General features: G+C 60.8%; 24 protein-coding genes and 1 tRNA gene. 23 read left to right on the top strand and 2 right to left on the bottom strand.

What is annotated here, in order from left to right; all coding sequences use genetic code 11:
- Nucleotides 1–275 precede the first annotated feature (275 nt).
- A tRNA-Leu gene (locus BLT86_RS13125) sits at nt 276–360 on the bottom strand.
- Between the two features lie 171 nt (nt 361–531).
- On the opposite strand from BLT86_RS13125, the gene BLT86_RS13120 reads away from it, so the two are divergent.
- From BLT86_RS13120 to BLT86_RS13090, 7 genes are all read left to right on the top strand, one after another.
- Nucleotides 532–1,152, top strand: a complete 621-nt coding sequence (locus BLT86_RS13120; RefSeq protein WP_074859264.1) for a substrate-binding periplasmic protein — start codon at nt 532–534, stop codon at nt 1,150–1,152.
- 35 nt (nt 1,153–1,187) lie between these two features.
- Nucleotides 1,188–2,231, top strand: a complete 1,044-nt coding sequence (gene queA / locus BLT86_RS13115) for a tRNA preQ1(34) S-adenosylmethionine ribosyltransferase-isomerase QueA (RefSeq protein WP_092377259.1) — start codon at nt 1,188–1,190, stop codon at nt 2,229–2,231.
- A 20-nt stretch (nt 2,232–2,251) separates the two neighbouring features.
- Complete coding sequence (gene tgt, locus BLT86_RS13110) at nt 2,252–3,367, top strand: tRNA guanosine(34) transglycosylase Tgt (protein ID WP_092380416.1); 1,116 nt, start codon at nt 2,252–2,254, stop codon at nt 3,365–3,367.
- A gap of 40 nt (nt 3,368–3,407) precedes the next feature.
- Nucleotides 3,408–3,737 (top strand): preprotein translocase subunit YajC, encoded by a 330-nt coding sequence (gene yajC, locus BLT86_RS13105; protein WP_017675190.1) that lies wholly within the window; start codon nt 3,408–3,410, stop codon nt 3,735–3,737.
- Nucleotides 3,738–3,962: 225 nt separating this feature from the next.
- On the top strand, nt 3,963–5,831 hold the full coding sequence (gene secD / locus BLT86_RS13100) for a protein translocase subunit SecD (protein WP_003459675.1): 1,869 nt from the start codon (nt 3,963–3,965) through the stop codon (nt 5,829–5,831).
- Between the two features lie 9 nt (nt 5,832–5,840).
- A complete protein-coding gene (gene secF, locus BLT86_RS13095) occupies nt 5,841–6,758 on the top strand; it encodes a protein translocase subunit SecF (RefSeq protein ID WP_092377256.1) in 918 nt (305 codons plus the stop codon).
- 117 nt (nt 6,759–6,875) lie between these two features.
- Nucleotides 6,876–7,418 (top strand): glycine zipper 2TM domain-containing protein, encoded by a 543-nt coding sequence (locus BLT86_RS13090; protein ID WP_026088404.1) that lies wholly within the window; start codon nt 6,876–6,878, stop codon nt 7,416–7,418.
- A 56-nt stretch (nt 7,419–7,474) separates the two neighbouring features.
- Here BLT86_RS13090 and suhB read toward each other — a convergent pair whose 3' ends face one another.
- The gene (gene suhB, locus BLT86_RS13085; RefSeq protein WP_072426070.1) at nt 7,475–8,290 is read right to left on the bottom strand and encodes a type III secretion system regulator SuhB; all 816 of its coding nucleotides are present in this window, start codon (nt 8,288–8,290) and stop codon (nt 7,475–7,477) included.
- Between the two features lie 145 nt (nt 8,291–8,435).
- Here suhB and trmJ point away from each other — a divergent pair, with 145 nt between their 5' ends.
- From trmJ to hisS, 16 genes are all read left to right on the top strand, one after another.
- Nucleotides 8,436–9,215 carry a tRNA (cytosine(32)/uridine(32)-2'-O)-methyltransferase TrmJ gene (gene trmJ, locus BLT86_RS13080; protein WP_139271268.1) on the top strand — a complete coding sequence of 260 codons (780 nt, stop codon included), beginning with the start codon at nt 8,436–8,438 and terminating at the stop codon, nt 9,213–9,215.
- Nucleotides 9,208–9,987: a serine O-acetyltransferase gene (gene cysE, locus BLT86_RS13075; protein ID WP_072426068.1), complete on the top strand. Its 780-nt coding sequence runs from the start codon at nt 9,208–9,210 to the stop codon at nt 9,985–9,987. Before trmJ ends, cysE begins: the two co-directional genes overlap by 8 nt.
- Before the next feature lie 136 nt (nt 9,988–10,123).
- Nucleotides 10,124–10,615, top strand: a complete 492-nt coding sequence (gene iscR / locus BLT86_RS13070) for a Fe-S cluster assembly transcriptional regulator IscR (protein WP_037001944.1) — start codon at nt 10,124–10,126, stop codon at nt 10,613–10,615.
- A gap of 30 nt (nt 10,616–10,645) precedes the next feature.
- Nucleotides 10,646–11,860 carry an IscS subfamily cysteine desulfurase gene (locus tag BLT86_RS13065; protein ID WP_092377252.1) on the top strand — a complete coding sequence of 405 codons (1,215 nt, stop codon included), beginning with the start codon at nt 10,646–10,648 and terminating at the stop codon, nt 11,858–11,860.
- A 73-nt stretch (nt 11,861–11,933) separates the two neighbouring features.
- On the top strand, nt 11,934–12,320 hold the full coding sequence (gene iscU, locus BLT86_RS13060) for a Fe-S cluster assembly scaffold IscU (protein WP_003246233.1): 387 nt from the start codon (nt 11,934–11,936) through the stop codon (nt 12,318–12,320).
- Nucleotides 12,321–12,333: 13 nt separating this feature from the next.
- Complete coding sequence (gene iscA, locus BLT86_RS13055; RefSeq protein ID WP_017675181.1) at nt 12,334–12,657, top strand: iron-sulfur cluster assembly protein IscA; 324 nt, start codon at nt 12,334–12,336, stop codon at nt 12,655–12,657.
- A 9-nt stretch (nt 12,658–12,666) separates the two neighbouring features.
- Nucleotides 12,667–13,188, top strand: coding sequence for a co-chaperone HscB (gene hscB / locus BLT86_RS13050; RefSeq protein ID WP_092377249.1), 522 nt, complete (start codon nt 12,667–12,669; stop codon nt 13,186–13,188).
- A gap of 45 nt (nt 13,189–13,233) precedes the next feature.
- On the top strand, nt 13,234–15,099 hold the full coding sequence (gene hscA, locus BLT86_RS13045) for a Fe-S protein assembly chaperone HscA (protein WP_092377246.1): 1,866 nt from the start codon (nt 13,234–13,236) through the stop codon (nt 15,097–15,099).
- A gap of 3 nt (nt 15,100–15,102) precedes the next feature.
- The gene (gene fdx, locus BLT86_RS13040) at nt 15,103–15,444 is read left to right on the top strand and encodes an ISC system 2Fe-2S type ferredoxin (RefSeq protein ID WP_003459694.1); all 342 of its coding nucleotides are present in this window, start codon (nt 15,103–15,105) and stop codon (nt 15,442–15,444) included.
- A gap of 16 nt (nt 15,445–15,460) precedes the next feature.
- Nucleotides 15,461–15,661: a Fe-S cluster assembly protein IscX gene (iscX, locus tag BLT86_RS13035; protein ID WP_017675178.1), complete on the top strand. Its 201-nt coding sequence runs from the start codon at nt 15,461–15,463 to the stop codon at nt 15,659–15,661.
- Between the two features lie 101 nt (nt 15,662–15,762).
- On the top strand, nt 15,763–16,194 hold the full coding sequence (gene ndk, locus BLT86_RS13030) for a nucleoside-diphosphate kinase (protein WP_072426064.1): 432 nt from the start codon (nt 15,763–15,765) through the stop codon (nt 16,192–16,194).
- A 26-nt stretch (nt 16,195–16,220) separates the two neighbouring features.
- Nucleotides 16,221–17,369, top strand: coding sequence for a 23S rRNA (adenine(2503)-C(2))-methyltransferase RlmN (rlmN, locus tag BLT86_RS13025; RefSeq protein WP_072426063.1), 1,149 nt, complete (start codon nt 16,221–16,223; stop codon nt 17,367–17,369).
- Nucleotides 17,370–17,382: 13 nt separating this feature from the next.
- Nucleotides 17,383–18,144, top strand: coding sequence for a type IV pilus biogenesis/stability protein PilW (gene pilW, locus BLT86_RS13020; protein WP_092377243.1), 762 nt, complete (start codon nt 17,383–17,385; stop codon nt 18,142–18,144).
- Nucleotides 18,141–19,121, top strand: a complete 981-nt coding sequence (locus BLT86_RS13015) for a RodZ domain-containing protein (RefSeq protein WP_074917886.1) — start codon at nt 18,141–18,143, stop codon at nt 19,119–19,121. The genes pilW and BLT86_RS13015 overlap by 4 nt, the downstream gene beginning before the upstream one ends.
- Before the next feature lie 3 nt (nt 19,122–19,124).
- Nucleotides 19,125–20,237 carry a flavodoxin-dependent (E)-4-hydroxy-3-methylbut-2-enyl-diphosphate synthase gene (ispG, locus tag BLT86_RS13010; protein WP_074917888.1) on the top strand — a complete coding sequence of 371 codons (1,113 nt, stop codon included), beginning with the start codon at nt 19,125–19,127 and terminating at the stop codon, nt 20,235–20,237.
- 20 nt (nt 20,238–20,257) lie between these two features.
- A complete protein-coding gene (gene hisS / locus BLT86_RS13005) occupies nt 20,258–21,544 on the top strand; it encodes a histidine--tRNA ligase (protein WP_072426060.1) in 1,287 nt (428 codons plus the stop codon).
- The last annotated feature ends 25 nt before the right edge of the window (nt 21,545–21,569 follow it).

Raw genomic sequence — 21,569 nt, 5'->3', positions numbered from 1 at the left:
AAGGAGTAATAGAAGTCGAGCGGGATGTAGCGGATCTTGATGATCTGCTGCACCAGAGTCACGATTCACAGCGACCCATGCAAACAGTGGGTTCACTCTACGCTAAGTTTTGCGCAAATGCCAACCCCTGCCGGCAAGGTCGCCGGCCAGGTTTTGCGGGGGCTGTCCGGGCGCAATACCGGTGTAGCAGTAAGCTGCCCGTGAGTGGCGTCCGGGTTGCTCGGACGCAAACGAAAAAGCCCGTAAGACCAATGTCTTACGGGCTTCTTGTATCGTGGTGCCCCGGGGGAGACTCGAACTCCCACTCCTTTCGAAAACGGATTTTGAATCCGCCGCGTCTACCGATTCCGCCACCGGGGCACGATGGCGGCGAAGTATAGGGATGCGTCTGGCGCCGGTCAATCGGCGTTGCTGTTGTTCTCTGGTCAATGCTGAGTCCGTCTGCGTGCAAGCCGTTGTCATCGGGCGCGGCGGTGTTGTTACGGTTTGCCGGCCCTTGGCGGCGAGCGTGATGGCTATGGCCTGTAATTCATGCTCGCACTGGATGAGCGCTTGCCAGAACAGTTGCAAGCCAGTCGTCCCTTGCCGCCGCTGCGCACGCAGAAGCTGTTTCGCGAGGGGGCGCTGCAGATTGAGTGTTGCGTGAGCAAGCACTGGCGCCGTGATGCCGGGCAGGGTGAGGTGTCGTTGTGGACGGTGCCGGTGCTCGAGGCCGAGGAGATGCTGGTTTTCGCGCCAGGCAGGCGTTTTGCCTATCAACGGCTGCAGAATTTGCGTGGGCGTTCGATCGCGACCGTGCGTGGTTATGGCTACGTCGGCAGTGAGTATTTCCAGCGTCACGATGGTGCCGATGTGCAGGCGCTGATTCACCTGGTCGCGCAGGGGCGTAGCGAGGTCGGCATTCTGGATCGTCTGGAATGGCGCTACCTGCAGCATGAGCATGCGATGTTGCAGGGGGCTCGTTGGCAGGTAGAGGAGGGGCCGACGATCAATCGCTCTCAGTTGCGTCTGCGCCTGCATCAGCAGCAGGCGAACAGGTTGGCGGCCTTTAATGCTGCGATCCGTTCTCTGCAGGCCGATGGCACCCTGGCGCGTATCGTTGCCCGCTATGCCCCGCAGGCTCACGTGGCCGGGCCAGTGGAAATCCGGTAAGCTCTGCGACCCTGCAAAAATGCCCCCTCCGAATCATGCGTGTTGCCGATTTTCACTTCGACCTTCCCGAATCGCTGATTGCCCGTCATCCGTTGGCTGAGCGTCGTGCCAGTCGCCTGTTGCAGCTCGACGGGCCAACGGGTGCGCTGCGCCATGGCCAGTTCACCGATGTGCTGGAGCAACTGCGCCCCGGTGATCTGATGGTGTTCAACGACACGCGGGTGATCCCGGCGCGTCTGTTCGGCCAGAAGGCCTCGGGCGGCAAGCTGGAGGTGTTGGTCGAGCGTGTGCTCGATCAGTATCGGGTGCTTGCGCATGTGCGTTCGAGCAAGTCGCCCAAGCCGGGGTCGCAGATTCTTATCGACGGTGGCGCAGAGGCCGAGATGGTCGCGCGCCACGATGCGCTGTTCGAGCTGCGTTTTGCCGAGCCGGTGCTGCCGCTGCTGGAGCGTGTCGGCCATATGCCGCTGCCTCCTTATATAGACAGACCGGACGACGAAGCGGATCGTGAGCGTTATCAGACCGTCTATGCGCAGAAGGCGGGGGCCGTCGCTGCGCCGACTGCCGGTCTGCACTTCGATGACGAGCTGTTGGCGGCGATCCGTGCCAAGGGTGTGGAAACCGCATTCGTGACCTTGCACGTCGGTGCGGGCACCTTCCAGCCGGTGCGGGTCGAGCGTATCGAAGATCACCACATGCACAGCGAATGGCTGGAGGTTGGCCAGGGTGTGGTCGACGCCGTGGCGGCCTGCCGTGCGCGTGGCGGGCGCGTGGTTGCCGTGGGTACCACCAGCGTGCGCTCCCTGGAGACGGCCGCTCGCGATGGCGAGTTGAAACCCTTCAGCGGTGATACCGACATCTTTATCTACCCCGGTCGTCCCTTTCATGTGGTCGATGCCCTGGTAACCAATTTCCACCTGCCCGAGTCGACCCTGCTGATGCTGGTGTCGGCCTTCGCCGGTTATCCCGAAACCATGGCCGCCTACCGCGAAGCCGTGGCGCAGGGCTATCGCTTCTTCAGTTACGGTGATGCCATGTTCATCACCCGCAATCCCGCCGCGCGCGGGCCCGAGGTTTGAGTATGTCGCGCACCTGTCGCATGTCCTTCGAGTTGCTGGCCACCGACGGCAAGGCCCGACGCGGTCGCCTGACCTTTCCGCGTGGCGTGGTGGAAACCCCGGCGTTCATGCCGGTGGGTACCTATGGCACGGTCAAGGGCATGTTGCCGCGTGATATCGAGGCCATTGGCGCGCAGATCATCCTCGGCAACACCTTCCACCTGTGGCTGCGTCCAGGTATGGAGGTGATCAAGAAACACGGCGACCTGCACGATTTCATGCAGTGGCAGGGGCCGATCCTCACCGACTCTGGCGGCTTCCAGGTGTTCAGCCTCGGTGCCATGCGCAAGATCAAGGAGGAGGGCGTGTACTTCGCCTCGCCGGTCGATGGTGCCAAGGTGTTCATGGGGCCGGAAGAGTCGATGCAGGTGCAGCGTGACCTGGGCTCGGACATCGTGATGATTTTCGATGAATGCACGCCGTACCCGGCCGAATTCGATGTGGCCAAGCGTTCCATGGAGCTGTCGCTGCGCTGGGCCAAGCGCTCCAAAACTGCGCATGGCGAGAGCACGGCGGCGCTGTTCGGTATCGTTCAGGGTGGCATGCATGAAGAGCTGCGCATGCGCTCGCTCGAAGGGCTTTGCGAAATCGGCTTCGACGGCCTGGCCATTGGCGGGCTGTCGGTCGGCGAGCCGAAGGAAGAGATGATCCGTGTGTTGGATTTCCTGCCGCCGCACATGCCGGCCGACAAGCCGCGCTACCTGATGGGCGTAGGCAAGCCGGAAGACCTGGTCGAGGGTGTGCGCCGTGGCGTGGACATGTTCGACTGCGTGATGCCGACGCGCAATGCGCGCAACGGCCACCTGTTCGTCGATACCGGCGTGGTGAAGATTCGCAACGCCGTGCACAAACACGACGACTCGTCGCTGGACCCGACCTGCGACTGTTACACCTGTAAACATTTCTCGCGCGCTTATCTGCATCATCTGGACAAGTGCGGCGAAATGCTCGGTAGCATGCTCAATACCATCCATAACTTGCGGCATTATCAGCGGGTTATGGCTGGTTTGCGCGAGGCTATCGGACAGGGTACATTGGCCGCCTTCGTCGAAACCTTCTATGCCAAGCGCGGCCTGCCTGTGCCGCCGCTTGACTGATTCCCGAACGATTCAAGATCTTTTCCATTAGGAGTGATACATGAGCTTTTTCATCCCCGCCGCTTACGCTGACACCGCGGCTGCCGGCCCTGCCGGCAGCGGTTTCGAGTGGGTTTTCCTGATCGGCTTTCTGGTCATCTTCTATCTGATGATCTGGCGTCCGCAGGCCAAACGCGCCAAGGAACACAAGAACCTGCTCGGCAGCCTGCAGAAGGGCGACGAAGTGGTCACCAGCGGCGGTATCGCTGGCAAGGTGTCCAAGGTCGCTGACGATTTCGTGGTGATCGAGGTGTCTGACACCGTCGAACTGAAATTTCAGAAGCAGGCCATCGCTGCCACCCTGCCCAAGGGCACGCTGAAAGCCATCTGATTCGGTTCTTAGTTTCCATTCGACGGGGCGCTTTAGGGCACTTCTAAAAACGTAGGCGAGGCAGCCAGCGCAAGGCAAAAACAGGCGAAAAACGGCCGGGGTCGCGAGCGACTTTACGAGCGTTTTTCGAGCATTTTGAGCCTGTTTTTAACGCAGCGATGGCAACGCAGGTAGTTTTTAGAGGTGCACTTTAGCGCCCCGCGTCATAAAGCGGGCGGCTCGTTCATGCTCAATAAATACCCTCTGTGGAAGTACCTGCTGATTTTGTCCGTTCTGGCAATCGGCCTGGTGTACTCCATTCCCAACCTTTATCCAGACGATCCTGCCATACAGATCAGCGGCGCCAGCTCGGCGCTGAGCATCGAGCAGGCGGATGTCGACCGTGCCAGCAAAGCGCTGCAGGACGCCGGTATTGCCGTCAAGGCTGCCAGCATCGACGAGCGTGGCCGCGCTGGCCTGATTCGTCTGACCAAGCAGGATGACCAGTTGCCGGCCAAGGACATCGTCCGCCGTGCGCTGGGCGATGATTACGTCGTGGCGCTGAACCTGGCGCAAACCACCCCCGACTGGCTGCGTAGCCTGGGTGCGAGCCCGATGAAGCTCGGCCTGGATCTGTCTGGTGGTGTGCACTTCCTGCTGGAAGTCGACATGGACAAGGCGCTGGATGTGCGCCGCAAGGTTTATGAAGGTGAGATCAAGAGCCTGCTGCGCAAGGAGCGTATTCGCTACCGCAGCATGCCGGAAAGCAATGGCCGGATTCAGCTCGGCTTTGCCGACAGCGACACGCTGGACAAGGCGCAGCGCCTGATTCGCAAGGATTACAGCGATTTCGAACTGACCACTGTCGAGCGTGGCGGCCAGCATATTCTGCAGCTGGGTCTGACTCAGGCGAAGATCGCCGAGATTCGTGAGTACTCCATTCGCCAGAACCTCACCACTGTACGCAATCGCGTTAATGAACTGGGCGTGGCCGAGCCGCTGGTGCAGCGCCAGGGTGCCAACCGTATCGTGGTGGAGCTGCCGGGTGTGCAGGACACTGCCGAGGCCAAGCGTATTCTCGGCAAGACCGCCAGCCTGGAGTTCCGTCTGCAGGCCGACCCCAATGCGCCGCGTGGCGCCACCGAGACCTTCAGCTTCCGTGAGGAAGGTCGTCCGCCGGTACAGCTGGAGCGTGAGCTGATCATCACTGGCGATCATGTGACCGACGCCCAGGCCAGTTTTGACGAGAATGGTCGCCCGCAGGTGAACATTCGCCTCGACGGTCACGGCGGCGAGCTGATGAACCGCGCCACCCGCAACAACGTCGGCCGCAGCATGGCGGTGATCTTCATCGAGCAGAAGCCGGTCACCCGCTACGTGCGTCAGACTATCGACGGCGTCGAGCAGGAAGTTGCCATTTCTTCCTTCGTGGAAGAGAAGAAGATCATCAGCCTGGCGACCATCCAGTCACCACTGGGCAGCCAGTTCCGCATCACCGGGCTGAATGGCCAGGGCGAATCGTCCGAGCTGGCACTGCTGCTGCGCGCGGGGGGGCTGGCGGCACCGATGTACTTCGCTGAAGAACGCACCATCGGTCCGAGCCTGGGGGCCGAGAACATTGCCAAAGGTATCGCCTCCACCGAGTGGGCGATGATCTTCGTGTCCCTGTTCATCATCGCCATCTATCGCTTCTTCGGTGTGCTGGCGACCGTTGCCCTGGCGTTCAACCTGGTGCTGCTGGTCGGTCTGATGTCTGCCATTGGCGCGACCCTGACCCTGCCGGGTATCGCCGGTATCGTGCTGACCCTGGGTATGGCGGTAGACGCCAACGTACTGATTTTCTCGCGGATACGCGAGGAGCTGGCCAATGGACTGCCGGTGCAGCGTGCCCTGCACGAGGGCTTCGATCGTGCCTATTCGGCGATTCTGGACAGTAACCTGACCACCTTGTTGGTGGGCGGCATCCTATTCGCCATGGGGACCGGTCCGGTGAAGGGCTTCGCGGTAACGCTGTCGCTGGGCATCATTACGTCGATGTTCACCGCCATCATGTTCACCCGTGGTCTGGTCAACCTGATCTTCGGTGGCCGTAACTTCAAGAAGCTGTGGATCTGAGGTGCAGCCATGATCAAGTCAACCATTCGTTTCATGGCGGTCCGCAATATCGCCTTCTCCATTACGGTCGTGCTGACGCTGATTGGTCTCGGCGCGCTGTTTACCAAGGGGCTTAATTTCGGCCTGGATTTCACCGGTGGCACCCTGATCGAGTTGCAGTACGAGCAGCCGGCCAACCTAGAGCTGATCAAGGCCGAGTTGAGCCAGGCCGGTTATACCGACGCCGTGGTGCAAAGCTTTGGCGCCAGCACGGATGTACTGGTGCGTCTGGCTGGCGATTCCCCTGATCTGGGTAATGAGGTCGCGGCTGCGCTGCGCAAGGTCGACGAGGCAGCGCGCTTCGAGGTCAAGCGCGTCGAGTTCGTCGGCCCGCAGGTGGGTGAAGAGCTGCGTGACCAGGGCGGTATCGCCATGCTCCTGGCGCTCGGCGGGATCATGCTCTACCTAGCTTTCCGCTTTCAGTGGAAGTTTGGTGTTGGTGCGATCGCTTCGCTGGTGCACGACGTGGTGATCACCCTGGGTGTGCTGGCGTTCTTCCAGATTCCATTCGACCTGACGGTACTGGCGGCGGTGCTGGCGATGATCGGTTACTCGCTCAACGACACCATCATCATCTACGACCGTATCCGCGAGAACTTCCGCGTACTGCGCAAAACCTCGCTGACCGATAACATCGACATTTCGATCACCCAGACCTTGCTGCGCACCATCGCGACCTCGTTGTCCACCGCTCTGGCCCTGCTGGCACTGCTGTTCTTCGGCGGTGACGTACTGGCGGCCTTCGCGCTGACCCTGTTGGTCGGTGTGGTGGTGGGGACCTACTCGTCGGTCTACATCGGCGCCACGGTGCTGGTATGGCTGAAGCTTAGTGTGGAGGATCTGATTCCTCCTGTGGCCGAGGCCGAGGCCGACGACGGTCGTCCATGATGTTGTGACGCGCTTCATGAAAGTCAGTGAAAGCCGCGGCAAGTCGAACTTGTCGCGGCTTTTTGCTGTCCTAGGCAGGGAGAAGGGCGCGAGTCGCCGAGCCTAGGAGACACAAAAATGAATAAATCAATGTTGGTAGGTGCCGTACTGGGTGCTGTGGGTGTGACCGCTGGTGGGGCCGTCGCCACCTACAGTCTGGTCGATCGTGGCCCGGACTATGCCGAGGTGCTGGCCGTAACCCCGATCAATGAAACCGTGAAAACGCCGCGGGAAGTGTGCAAGGACGTGGCTGTCACCCGTCAACGTCCTGTGCAGGACCAGCACCAGATCGCTGGCACTGCTATCGGCGCCATTGCTGGTGGCCTGCTGGGTAATCAGGTCGGTGGCGGTACTGGCAAGAAGATTGCCACCGTGGCTGGTGCGGTCGGCGGCGGTTACGCCGGCAACAAGATTCAGGAAGGCATGCAGCAGCGAGATACCTATACCACCACCGAAACCCGCTGCAATACCGTGACCGACACCAGCGAGAAGCTGGTGGGCTATGACGTGAAATATCAGCTGGGCGAGAAGGTTGGTACCGTGCGCATGGATCGTGATCCGGGCAGCCGTATTCCGGTCAACAAGCAAGGTGAGCTGGTGCTGGTGCAGCAGGCTCAGTAAGAATACAAAGCAATAAAAAACGCCCCTCGGGGCGTTTTTTTATTGCTCGATGGAACTCAGCGCTTCATCGAGGGTGCCAGATGTGGCTGGATTGCGGTCAGCACGGCCTTGAAGCATTTGGTGTTACCGGCAACGATCTGGCCTTTCTCAAGGAATTCGTGGCCACCAGTGAAGTCGCTGACCAGGCCGCCTGCTTCCTGAATCAGCAGGGCGCCGGCTGCCATGTCCCACTCGGACAGGCCAAACTCCCAGAAGGCGTCGTAGCGGCCGGCTGCGACATAAGCCAGATCCAGGCTGGCGGCACCGGCACGGCGTACGCCGGCGGTCTGGCCGACCAGGCTGCGGAACATGCCCAGGTAGTTCTCGAGGTTGTCCAACTGCTCGTTGCGGAATGGGAAGCCGGTGCCCAGCAGTGCGCCGTCCAGGCTCTTGCGGTTGCTCACGCGCAGGCGGCGACCGTTGAGGGCGGCGCCACGGCCGCGGCTGGCGGTGAATTCTTCCTGGCGTACCGGGTCGAGAACGATAGCGTGCTCAAGGCGGCCGCGATATTTGCAGGCGATGCTGATGGCGAAGTGCGGAACACCGCGGATGAAGTTGGTGGTGCCGTCCAGCGGGTCGATGATCCACTGGTAGTCGGCGCCGTCGCCACTGCCTTCCAGCACGCCGCCTTCTTCACCCAGGAAACTGTGGGTCGGGTAGGCCTTGCGAATGGCCTGGACGATCATCAACTCGGCGGCCTTGTCGACCTCGGTGACGTAATCATTGGCATCCTTCTCGTCTACCGAGATGACGTCCAGGCGCTCGATGGAGCGAAAGATCATTTCACCGGCGCTGCGAGCGGCGCGCAGGGCGATATTCAGCATGGGCTGCATGGGAGGTTCACCTGGGGCGTTAAAGAAAGCCGGCCATGTTAGCAGAAAACCGTTGCCGATGAAGCGCCGTCTGTACGCTGCATGGCATTAATCGAAGGGCTTGGGTAAGATCGTTGCCCCCTGAAGATTTCTGAGAGTGTCTGCGTTGCTGGACAATATTCGCGTGGTTTTGGTGGGCACCAGTCATCCGGGCAATATCGGCGGCGCGGCGCGGGCGATGAAAAACATGGGTCTGTCGCGTCTGGTGCTGGTCGAGCCAGAGGATTTTCCCAGTGGCGACGCTGTGGCGCGCGCATCCGGCGCGACCGATGTGCTGGATGCTGCACAGGTTGTCGGTAGTCTTGAAGAGGCGCTGGTCGGTTGCAGTCTGGTGATCGGCACCAGTGCTCGCGATCGGCGTATTCCCTGGCCGCTGCTGGATCCGCGCGAGTGCGGCGTGACCAGTTGCGAGCAGGCCGCTGCTGGCGGCGAAGTGGCGTTGGTGTTCGGGCGTGAGTACGCCGGCTTGACCAATGAGGAGCTGCAGCGATGTCAATATCACGTGCATATCCCGTCCAATCCCGAGTTCAGTTCGCTGAATCTGGCGGCGGCGGTGCAGGTGCTGGCCTATGAAGTTCGTATGGCGTGGCTCACGGCGCAGAATCTGCCGACCAAGGTAGAGAAGCTGGAGGCTACGGCCATGCTCAACTCCCAGGCGGCGACGGCGGATGAGCTGGAGTCTTTCTACGGTCATTTGCGGCGCGTGCTGGTGATGATCGGGTTTCTCGATCCGCAGAAGCCGCGGCACCTGATGACTCGCCTGCGTCGGCTTTATGGGCGCAGTGCGGTGAGCAAGTTGGAGATGAATATCCTGCGCGGCATCCTTACCGAGACAGAGAAGGCCGTGCGTGGAGAGCCTCACAAGCAGGGGAAGTCTGATGTTTGAACGCATTCGAGAAGATATCCAGGGCGTTTTTCACCGTGATCCGGCAGCGCGTAATGCCTTCGAGGTGGTGACCTGCTATCCGGGGCTGCACGCCGTGTGGTTGCATCGTGTGGCGCATGCGCTGTGGCGTTCGGGCTGGAAGTGGCTGGCGCGCGTGGTGTCCAATTTCGGGCGCTGGATGACCGGTATCGAGATTCATCCGGGGGCGAAGATCGGGCGTCGCTTCTTCATTGATCACGGCATGGGTATCGTGATTGGCGAGACCGCCGAGATCGGCAATGACGTCACGCTCTATCAAGGGGTGACGCTGGGTGGTACCAGCTGGAACAAGGGCAAGCGCCATCCCACTCTGGAGGACGGTGTGGTGGTCGGTGCCGGGGCCAAGGTGCTGGGGCCGTTCACTGTCGGTGCGGGTGCCAAGATCGGCTCCAATGCGGTGGTGACCAAGGCTGTGCCGGCGGGTGCGACTGCGGTGGGCATTCCTGGCAAGATCATCGTCAAGTCCGACGACGAGCAGGAGGCCAAGCGCCAGGCCATGGCCGAGAAGATCGGTTTCGATGCCTACGGCGTCGGTCAGGATATGCCCGACCCGGTGGCGCGTGCCATCGGCCAACTGCTCGATCATCTGCATGCTGTAGATGGTCGGCTCGAGGATGTCAGCAAGGCACTGGCCTCGATGGATTGCGGCTACCGCGCCAAGGCCCTGCCTGCATTGCGCGATGAAGACTTCGCCGAGGTGTGCAAGGGGCAGGGCGACAAGCCTGCCGCCTGATGCGCGCAGAGGCGGCATTTGCTATCATGCCGCCTCTTTTTGCGGTCAATCCTGAGTAAATCAATCGGTCTTATAGTTGACTTAAATACTCGGAAATTGCATACTTCGCCGCAATTCAGTGATTCGTGGTAGAGCCATGCGACTGACCACCAAAGGCCGTTACGCCGTTACCGCCATGCTGGATCTGGCGCTGCACGCACAGCACGGTCCCGTTTCCCTGGCCGATATATCCGAGCGGCAGGGCATCTCCCTGTCTTATCTCGAGCAACTGTTCGCCAAGCTGCGCCGTGGCAGTCTGGTTTCCAGTGTTCGCGGGCCAGGTGGCGGCTATCAGCTTTCGCGTGACATGCGCGGCATTCAGGTGGCTCAGGTGATCGATGCGGTCAACGAGTCGGTAGATGCCACGCGTTGCCAGGGGCAAGGCGATTGCCATTCTGGCGACACCTGTCTGACCCATCACCTGTGGTGCGATCTCAGTCAGCAGATTCATGAGTTCCTCAGTGGCATCAGCCTGGCCGATCTGGTCGCGCGCCGTGAGGTTCAAGAGGTCGCGTTGCGCCAGGATCAGCGCCGCTGCAATGGCAGGACGCCGCGCCTGGATAAGATTGAAGCGTCTGCCATCGAGTGAGCAGGGCGTTTGCCTGATAGGAGAAACCTAATGAAATTGCCCATTTACCTCGATTATTCCGCCACCACGCCGGTAGATCCGCGTGTTGCGCAGAAGATGAGTGAATGCCTGCTGGTCGACGGTAACTTTGGCAACCCGGCTTCGCGCTCCCATGTGTTCGGCTGGAAGGCCGAAGAAGCTGTGGAAAATTCACGTCGCCAGGTCGCCGAATTGGTCAATGCCGACCCGCGCGAGATCGTCTGGACCAGCGGTGCAACCGAGTCCAATAACCTGGCAATCAAGGGTGTTGCGCACTTCTATACCAGCAAGGGCAAACACATCATCACCTCGAAGATCGAGCACAAGGCGGTACTGGATACCACTCGCCAGCTTGAGCGCGAAGGTTTCGAAGTGACCTATCTGGATCCGGGCGAGGATGGCCTGATTACGCCGGCCATGGTCGAAGCCGCGCTGCGTGAAGACACCGTGTTGGTGTCGGTCATGCACGTCAACAACGAAATCGGCACCATCAACGACATCGCCGCCATCGGCGAGCTGACTCGTTCGCGCGGCGTACTGCTGCATGTCGATGCGGCGCAGTCCACCGGCAAGGTGGAAATCGACCTGGAGAAGATGAAGGTCGACCTGATGTCTTTCTCCGCGCACAAGACCTATGGTCCCAAGGGCGTCGGTGCTCTTTACGTTCGCCGCAAGCCGCGCGTACGTCTGGAAGCGCAGACTCACGGTGGCGGTCACGAGCGCGGTATGCGCTCGGGTACCCTGGCCACTCACCAGTGCGTCGGCATGGGTGAAGCGTTCCGCATCGCCAAGGAAGAAATGGCTGCAGAGAATCAGCGTATCGCCGCTCTGCGTGATCGTTTCTACCGCCAGCTGGAAGATATGGAGGAGCTGTACGTGAATGGCAGTCTGACTGCTCGCGTGCCGCACAACCTCAACCTGAGTTTCAACTACGTCGAGGGTGAGTCGCTGATCATGGCGCTCAAGGATCTCGCCGTATCGTCCGGTTCGGCATGCACCTCGGCTTCCCTGGAGCCGTCCTACGTGCTGCGTGCCCTGGGCCGCAACGATGAACTGGCGCATAGCTCGATTCGCTTCACCTTCGGTCGTTTCACCACCGAAGAAGAGGTCGACTACGCCGCTGCCAAGGTCCGTGAGGCCGTGGACAAGCTGCGCGAACTGTCGCCCCTGTGGGATATGTTCAAAGAAGGTGTCGACATTTCCTCCGTGGAATGGGCAGCACACTGATAGCTGCCGAGGCGGATCGCTCGATGGGCGGTCCCACCTGAAGAGCGGCACCTGATGAGAGAGGAAGTACAACATGGCTTACAGTGACAAGGTCATCGACCACTACGAAAATCCGCGTAACGTCGGCAAGCTCAATGCCGAAGATCCGGATGTCGGCACCGGCATGGTCGGTGCGCCGGCCTGTGGCGACGTGATGCGCCTGCAGATCAAGGTCAACGAGAGCGGCGTTATCGAAGACGCCAAGTTCAAGACCTACGGTTGCGGTTCCGCTATCGCCTCCAGCTCCCTCGCTACCGAGTGGATGAAGGGCAAGACCCTGGATGAGGCCGAAAGCATCAAGAACACCCAGCTCGCCGAAGAACTGGCGTTGCCGCCGGTTAAGATTCACTGCTCCGTGCTCGCCGAAGATGCCATCAAGGCCGCTGTGCGCGACTACAAGCAGAAGAAAGGCTTGCTCTGATACGAGGTTTGTAATGGCCATCACCATGTCTGAAGCAGCTGCCCGCCACGTGCAACGCTCTCTTGAAGGGCGCGGCAAGGGTGAGGGTATTCGCCTGGGTGTGCGCACTACCGGTTGCTCCGGCCTGGCCTACGTGCTCGAGTTCGTCGATGAGCTGGCGGCAGAGGATCAGGTATTCGAGAGCCATGGCGTCAAGGTGATCATCGATCCCAAGAGCCTGGTCTATCTCGATGGCACTGAATTGGACTTCGTCAAGGAAGGCCTCAACGAGGGCTTCAAGTTCATCAACCCCAACGTGCGCGGCGAATGCGGTTGCGGCGAAAGCTTCAACGTTTGAGGCATTCTCGTGGGTAATCCGTGTCATTTCGCCCTGTTCGACCTGCAGCCGAGCTTTCGCCTCGATCTGGAGCAGCTGGCTGTCCGCTACCGTGAGCTGGCGCGTCAGGTTCATCCGGATCGTTTCGCCGATGCCGGTGAGCGTGAGCAGCGCATAGCGCTTGAGCGCTCGGCCTGCCTCAACGAGGCGTATCAGGTTCTGAAAACGCCGTCTCAGCGTGCGCGCTACCTGCTTGCGATGCGTGGCCCCGAGCTGCCCTTGGAAGTGACGGTGCAGGATCCGGATTTCCTTCTGCAGCAGATGCAGCTGCGCGAAGAGCTGGAAGAACTGCAGGACGGTGCCGATCTGGCCGGTGTCGCCGCTTTCAAGCGTCGTCTGAAAACAGCGCAGGAGCAGCTCAACGAGCGCTTCGCTGCTTGCTGGGATGACGAAGCTCGCCGTGAAGAGGCCGAGCGCCTGATGCGCCGCATGCAGTTCCTCGACAAGCTCTCCCATGAAGTGCGCCAGTTAGAAGAGCGCCTCGACGATTAACCTGTAGGTTGCCACGGCAGCCTGCCTGATGACTTCAAGAAGACCATGGCCTTATTGCAGATCGCCGAGCCCGGGCAGAGCCCGCAACCGCACCAGCGTCGTCTGGCAGTGGGTATTGACCTGGGTACCACCAACTCGCTGGTTGCCGCTGTGCGCAGCGGCCTGGCTGAGCCCTTGGCTGACGATGATGGCAAGGTCATCCTGCCGTCTGCCGTGCGTTACCACGCTGGAAGCATCGAGGTCGGCGAGTCGGCCAAGCTGGCGGCCGCCAGCGATCCGCTCAATACCGTGCTGTCGGTCAAGCGCCTGATGGGGCGCGGTATCGCCGACGTACATCAGCTCGGCGAGCAGATGCCTTACCGCTTCGCGGTGGGCGAGTCGCATATGCCCTTCATCGAGACCGTGCAGGGGGCGAAGAGCCCGGTCGAAGTCTCGGCGGAAATTCTCAAGACCCTGCGCTTGCGTGCTGAACAGACCTTGGGCGGTGAGTTGGTCGGTGCGGTGATTACCGTTCCAGCTTATTTCGATGACGCTCAGCGTCAGGCCACCAAGGATGCTGCGCGCCTGGCCGGTCTTACGGTTCTGCGTCTGCTCAACGAGCCCACTGCTGCTGCAGTCGCCTATGGCCTGGATCAGAAAGCAGAGGGCGTAGTCGCCATTTATGACCTGGGTGGCGGCACTTTCGACATTTCCATCCTGCGTCTGACCGGTGGTGTGTTCGAGGTACTGGCTACCGGCGGCGACAGCGCGCTGGGTGGTGACGACTTCGATCATGCCGTGGCCGACTGGATCATCCAGCAAGCCGGTATTTCCAGTGATCTCGACCCGGCGACCCAGCGCAGCCTGCTGCAGACTGCCTGTGTGGCCAAAGAAGGGCTGACGGATGCCGATAGTGTCGAGCTGAGCCATGGTGAGTGGCGTGGTTCGTTGTCGCGCACGCAGTTCGAGGCGCTGATCGAGCCGATGGTGGCGCGCAGTCTCAAGGCCTGTCGTCGCGCCGTGCGTGATTCCGGTGTCGAGCTGGAAGAGGTTGGTGCGGTAGTCATGGTCGGTGGCTCCACCCGCGTGCCGCGTGTGCGTGAGGCTGTAGGCGAGCTGTTCGGTCGTGCGCCGCTGACCAATATCGATCCGGATCAGGTGGTGGCCATTGGTGCTGCGATCCAGGCCGATGCTCTGGCCGGCAATCAGCGTGACGATGGTGAGGAGTTGCTCCTGCTGGACGTGATACCCCTGTCGCTCGGCCTGGAAACCATGGGCGGGCTGATGGAGAAGGTGATTCCGCGTAATACCACCATCCCTGTGGCGCGTGCGCAGGAGTTCACCACTTACAAGGATGGCCAGACGGCCATGATGATTCACGTGCTGCAGGGCGAGCGTGAGCTGATCGCCGATTGCCGCTCCCTGGCGCGTTTCGAGTTGCGCGGCATTCCACCGATGGTGGCGGGGGCTGCGAAGATCCGCGTGACCTTCCAGGTCGATGCGGACGGTCTGCTCAGTGTCGCGGCGCGTGAGCTGAGCTCCGGCATCGAGTCGAGCATTCAGGTCAAGCCATCTTACGGTCTGACCGATGGCGAAATTGCACGCATGCTGCAGGACTCCTTCCAGAACGCTGGAGGTGACAAGGCTGCGCGCGCGCTGCGTGAGCAGCAGGTCGATGGTCAGCGTCTGATCGAGGCGGTCGAAGCAGCGCTGCAGGCCGATGGCGAGCGCTTGCTGGATGCCGAGGAGCGCCAGGTCATCGAGCTGGAGGTGCAGGAGTTGCGCGACCTGCTTGCGAGCAATGATGGTCTGGCCATCGAGCGGCAGACCAAGCGACTGTCCCAGGTAACCGATGCGTTCGCGGCCCGCCGCCTGGATTCGACGGTAAAAGCTGCGCTGGCCGGGCGCAATCTGAATGAGATCGAGGAATAATTGATGCCGCAGGTAATTTTTCTGCCTCACGAGCGATTCTGCCCGGATGGCCTGGTGGTCGAGGCCGAGCCTGGCATTTCCATTCTTGAGTTGGCGCACGAGCACCATATCGAGATGGAAAGCGCCTGCGGCGGTGTCTGTGCCTGCACCACTTGTCACTGCATCGTACGTGAAGGTTTCGACTCGCTGAACGAGGCCGACGAGCTGGAAGAGGACTATCTGGACAAGGCCTGGGGGCTTGAGGCTCAGTCGCGCCTGGCCTGTCAGGCCATCGTTGGCGAGGAAGATCTCACCGTCGAGATTCCCAAGTATTCGCTGAATCACGCGGCTGAAGCGCCGCATTAATCCAGGAAGCATCATCATGAGTCTGAAATGGGTCGATGTACTGGACATCGCCATCGAGTTGAGCGAGCAGAAGCCGGATGTCGATCCGCGCTACGTCAACTTTGTCGATCTGCATCGCTGGGTCGTGGAGTTGCCGGAGTTCTCCGATGACCCGCAGCGTGGGGGAGAGAAGGTCCTGGAGGCGATACAGGCCGCCTGGATCGAAGAACTCGATTGAAACAGGCGCTTACGGCGCTCGCCCTACGCTTTTAACCGGAACCCGCGTATAATTCGCGGGTTTAATTTTTCGCTTTAACCCTAAAGTTTCTGGAGCTTCACATGGCTGTTCAACGTACTTTCTCCATCATCAAGCCTGACGCCGTTGCCAAGAACGTCATCGGTGAGATCACCACCCGTTTCGAAAAAGCCGGCCTGCGCGTTGTTGCTTCGAAGATGGTGCAACTGTCCGAGCGCGAAGCCGCTGGTTTCTACGCTGAGCACAGCGAGCGTGGCTTCTTCAAGGATCTGGTTGCCTTCATGACCTCCGGTCCGGTCATCGTTCAGGTTCTGGAAGGTGAAGACGCCGTTCTGAAAAACCGCGAGCTGATGGGTGCCACCAACCCGAAAGAAGCGGCTGCCGGCACCATCCGTGCTGACTTCGCCGTTTCCATCGACGAAAATGCTGTTCACGGTTCGGATTCCGAAGCCTCTGCTGCTCGCGAGATCGCTTACTTCTTCTCCGCTACCGAGCTGTGCGCGCGCATTCGCTGATTGGCGAATGATGCGAGGGTGAAGCCATGACCAATACCACCGGCAAGATCAACCTGCTGGGCCTGACCCAGCCGGAAATGGAACAGTTCTTCGAGTCCATCGGCGAGAAGCGCTTCCGTGCCGGCCAGGTAATGAAGTGGATTCATCACTTTGGCGTCGATGATTTCGCCGCCATGACCAATGTCGGCAAGGCCTTGCGCGAGAAGCTCGAGGCCTCTGCCGAGATTCGCGGCCCGGAAGTGGTCAGCGAAAACATTTCTGCCGATGGCACGCGCAAGTGGGTGGTGCGCGTGGCGTCGGGTAGCTGCGTGGAAACCGTGTACATCCCGCAGAACGGCCGTGGCACGCTGTGTGTGTCGTCGCAGGCTGGTTGCGCCCTGGATTGCAGCTTCTGCTCCACCGGCAAGCAAGGCTTCAACAGCGACCTGACCAGCGCCGAGATCATCGGCCAGGTGTGGATCGCCAACAAGTCCTTTGGCACCGTTCCCGCGAAGGTCGATCGCGCCATTACCAACGTGGTGATGATGGGCATGGGCGAGCCGCTGCTGAACTTCGATAACGTCGTCTCTGCCATGCAGATCATGATGGACGACCTTGGCTACGGCATTTCCAAGCGCAAGGTAACCCTGTCCACCTCCGGCGTGGTGCCGATGATCGACAAGCTGGCCGAGGTCATCGACGTGTCCCTGGCCCTGTCGTTGCACGCACCCAACGACGAGCTGCGCAATCAGCTGGTGCCTATCAACAAGAAGTACCCGCTGGAAATGCTTCTGGCCGCCTGTAAGCGCTATATCTCCAAACTTGGCGAGAAACGTGTGCTGACCATCGAGTACACCCTGCTCAAAGGTGTCAACGATCAGCCCGCGCACGCTGAGCAGATGGTCGCACTTCTGGCCGATGTACCTTGCAAGATCAACCTGATTCCGTTTAATCCCTTCCCCTTCTCGGGGTACGAGCGGCCGAGCAATAACGCCATTCGCCGCTTCCAGGACCTGTTGCACAAGGCCGGCCATAACGTCACGGTACGTACTACCCGCGGTGACGATATCGATGCGGCTTGCGGCCAGTTGGTTGGCCAGGTCATGGACCGTACTCGGCGCAGCGAGCGTTACATCGCCGTGCGCCAGCTGGGCAACGAGGCGCAAGAGCCTCATGCTGCCGCCAATCGAAATTGAAGAGAGGATGCCTATGATCCTGCGCCCAGCGCTGTTGTTGCTCGTTGTCAGTCTGCTCGCTGGTTGCGTCACCACGGGCAATATTGACCCCATGCGTACGGCCAAGGGGCGTGACGAAGCACGCGATGCCTATGTTCAGTTGGGTCTTGCCTATATCCAGCAGGGCGACACGCAGCGCGCCAAGGTGCCGCTGAAGAATGCACTTGATCTCGATTCGTCGAATGCAGACGCGCATGCCGCGCTAGCTATGGCCTTCCAGCTGGAAATGGAGCCAAAGCTGGCCGATGAGCATTTTCGCAAAGCGCTGTCCCAGCGCCCGAAGGACGCCCGTCTGCTAAACAACTATGGTGGTTTCCTGTTTGAGCAGAAGCGTTATCAGGAGGCCATGAGCACCTATCTCAAAGCTGCAGAGGACAACCTCTATCCAGAGCGTTCCCGGGTTTTCGAGAATCTGGGCATGACCGCTCTGCAGCTCGGTCAGCGTGAGCAGGCCAAAGAGTACTTCCAGCGCGCCTTGCGCCTGAGTAGTCGTCAGCCACGCGCATTGCTGGAAATGGCCGTTCTGTCCTATGAGGACAAGGAGTACGTGCCAGCGCGTCGTTACTACGACAGCTACAGCGAAATGGCACCACAGAATGCGCGCAGCCTGCTGCTCGGCGCACGTTTGGCCGACGTATTCGAGGATCGTGACAAGGCCGCCAGTCTGGGCCTGCAGTTGCGTCGCCTGTATCCGGCCTCTCAGGAATATCAGCAATTTGTTTCGGGGCAACAATGAACGCGGCACATAGCGAAGTGACACAGCCGATGCCGACCAATCCGGGTGAAAGTCTGCGTCAGGCCCGGGAGATCAAAGGGTGGAGCGTCGCCGAGGTGGCGACTCAGCTCAACCTGACTCCTCAACGTCTTGCCCAGATCGAGGCCGGTGCTTTCGACAAACTGCCGGGTACCACCTTCGCCCGTGGTTACATTCGCGCCTATGCCAAGCTTCTCGAAATGGACCAGAACCGGCTGGTGATGGAGTTCGATCAGTTCACCGGGACAGATGCCTCTGGTAGCAGTGTGCATGCCTTGGGACGTATCGAAGAGCCCGTGCGCTATTCGCAGAGCATCCTGCGTCTGGTCAGCTTCCTGTTGTTGCTGGCGTTGATCGGTGCAGGTTTTCTCTGGTGGCAGGATCAGGGCCGCCCGGTGGCCAGCTTGGCTGATCTGGGGCTCGAGCATGTGGAGGTGGAAGGCGCCGACGGTACCACTCAGGTGCACTCGCTTGCCGAGCCGGAAGACCAGGCGGTGATCGCCGCTCAGGGCAACGAGCAGAGCAGCCCGCTGCTGCTGCCGGTCGAGCCAGGTGAAGCACCAGAAGCTGTCAGCACCGCAGAACAGCCTGCTGCCGAAACCGGCACCGCTGAAAGCGTGCAAGAGGCTCCTGCTGCGCCTGTATCGAATACACCGGCTGCTCCTGCTCCGGCTGCACCTGCAGCCGAACCTGCAACGCCTGTAGCCGCCTCTGCTGGGCAGGGTGTGCTCAACGTGCAGTTCACCGCCGATTGCTGGACTCAGGTTACCGATGCTGATGGCAAGGTCCTGCTAAGCGCACTCAAACGCAGCGGTGAACGTATCGAACTTGCTGGCAAGGCACCGCTGGAACTGCGTCTGGGTTTTGCCCGTGGTGCCCAGGTGGCCTACAACGGCGAAAGCGTTGACGTTGCGCCGCACATGACTGGCGAAACCGCGCGCCTGAAACTGGGGTTGTAAAGCATGCATTGCGAATCGCCGATCAAGCGCCGACTGTCGCGCAAGATCTGGGTTGGCTCGGTACCGGTGGGCGGCGATGCGCCGATCGCGGTGCAGAGCATGACCAACACCGACACCAACGATGTGGCTGCTACCGTGGCGCAGATCCAGCGCCTGGAAAATGCCGGCGCTGATATCGTGCGTGTTTCCGTGCCGGATATGGAAGCCGCCGAGGCCTTTGGCCGCATCAAACAGCAGGTGCGCGTACCACTGGTGGCTGACATCCATTTCGACTACCAGATCGCTCTGCGTGTGGCAGAGCTGGGTGTCGACTGCCTGCGCATCAACCCCGGCAATATCGGCCGCGAGGATCGCGTCAAGGCGGTGGTCGAGGCTGCTCGTGACAAGGGCATTCCGATCCGCATCGGCGTCAACGCCGGTTCCCTGGAGAAGGATCTGCAGAAGAAGTACGGCGAGCCGACTCCCGCGGCGCTGGTGGAATCCGCGCTGCGCCATGTCGAGCACCTGGATCGCCTTAACTTCCCCGATTTCAAGGTCAGCGTGAAGGCCTCCGACGTGTTCATGGCCGTCGAGGCCTATCGCCTGCTGGCCAAGCAGATCGAGCAACCGCTGCACCTGGGCATTACTGAAGCCGGCGGCCTGCGCTCCGGTACCGTGAAGTCCGCAGTCGGCCTGGGCATGCTGCTGGCCGAGGGGATTGGCGATACCATCCGCATCTCGCTGGCCGCCGACCCGGTGGAAGAGATCAAGGTTGGCTTCGACATTCTCAAGTCTTTGCGTCTGCGTTCGCGTGGCATCAACTTCATCGCCTGCCCGAGCTGCTCGCGGCAGAACTTCGATGTGGTCAAGACCATGAACGAGCTGGAAGCCCGCGTCGAGGACCTGCTGGTGCCGCTGGACGTGGCCGTGATCGGCTGCGTGGTCAATGGCCCTGGCGAAGCCAAGGAGGCGCATATCGGTCTCACTGGCGGCAGCCCGAACAATCTGGTCTATATCGATGGCAAACCGGCCTCGAAGCTGACCAACGAAAACCTGGTGGACGAGCTGGAAAAGCTCATTCGCGACAAGGCAGCCGAAAAGGTCGCCGCTGATGCCGCCGTGATTGTGCGCGGCTGATCCGTGCGTAAGGAATACAATTGAGCAAGTCCCTGCAAGCCATCCGTGGCATGAACGATATTCTGCCGGAGCAGACGCCTGCCTGGCGTTACCTGGAAAGCACCTTGGTCAGCCTGCTCGACGGCTACGGCTACAAGGAAATCCGCTTGCCCATCGTCGAGTACACCGAGCTGTTCGCCCGGGGCATCGGCGAGGGCACCGACGTGGTCGACAAGGAGATGTACACCTTCCTCGACCGCAACGAAGAATCCCTGACTCTGCGCCCCGAAGGCACCGCCGGTTGCGTGCGCGCCGTGCTCGAGCATGGTTTGTCCGGTGGCGGCCAGGTGCAGAAGTTGTGGTACGCCGGCCCCATGTTCCGCTACGAGAAGCCGCAGAAAGGCCGTTATCGCCAGTTCCATCAGGTGGGTGTGGAAGCCTTCAACCTGCCGGGGCCTGACGTCGATGCCGAGCTGATCGTGCTTACCTGGCGTCTGTGGAAGAAACTCGGCCTGGCCGATGCCGTGACCCTGCAGCTCAACAGCCTGGGTTCCAGCGAGGCGCGCGCTGCGTATCGCGACGCCCTGGTGGCCTACCTGCAGGAGCGCTTCGACCAGCTCGACGAGGACAGCCAGCGTCGTCTGACCACCAATCCGCTGCGCATTCTCGACAGCAAGAACGAGGCGACCCAGGCCGTGCTGGTCGGTGCGCCGACCTTGGGCGACTACCTCGACGAGGAGTCGCGTCTGCATTTCGAGGGCGTCAAGGCGCGTCTGGATGCAGCTGGCATTCGCTATCAGATCAACCACAAACTGGTGCGCGGTCTGGATTACTACAACCGCACCGTGTTCGAGTGGGTCACCGACAAGCTTGGTGCTCAAGGCACGGTATGCGCCGGTGGTCGCTACGACGGCCTGGTGGCACAACTGGGTGGCAAAGCCACGCCGGGTGTCGGCTTCGCCATGGGTGTCGAGCGCCTGGTGCTGCTGCTGGAAACCCTGGACTTGTTGCCGGCCGAGCTCAATCGCGCTGCCGATGTCTACGTCTGCGCCTTTGGCGAGGCGGCGGAGCTGGCGGCGCTGACGCTGACCGAGCGTCTGCGCGACGAGTTGCCGGGTTTGCGTCTGCTGCTCAATAGCGGTGGCGGCAGCTTCAAGAGCCAGTTCAAGAAGGCCGACAAGAGCGGTGCACGCTATGCGCTGATTCTGGGGGACGACGAATTGGCAGGGCGCGTGGTAGGTTGCAAGCCGCTGCGCGACGACAGTGAACAACAAAGCGTTGCCTGGGATGCTCTGGCTGAGCATCTGGCTGCCTGCCAGCAGGCCTGAGCAGGCTCTCGATTAGGAGTACGGG

Origin of the sequence: Pseudomonas sihuiensis (assembly GCF_900106015.1) — a bacterium.
Taxonomy (GTDB): Bacteria; Pseudomonadota; Gammaproteobacteria; order Pseudomonadales; family Pseudomonadaceae; genus Aquipseudomonas; species Aquipseudomonas sihuiensis.
Note: the sequence above shows the minus strand (reverse complement) of the source record. Positions and strands in the feature narration are given on the sequence as shown.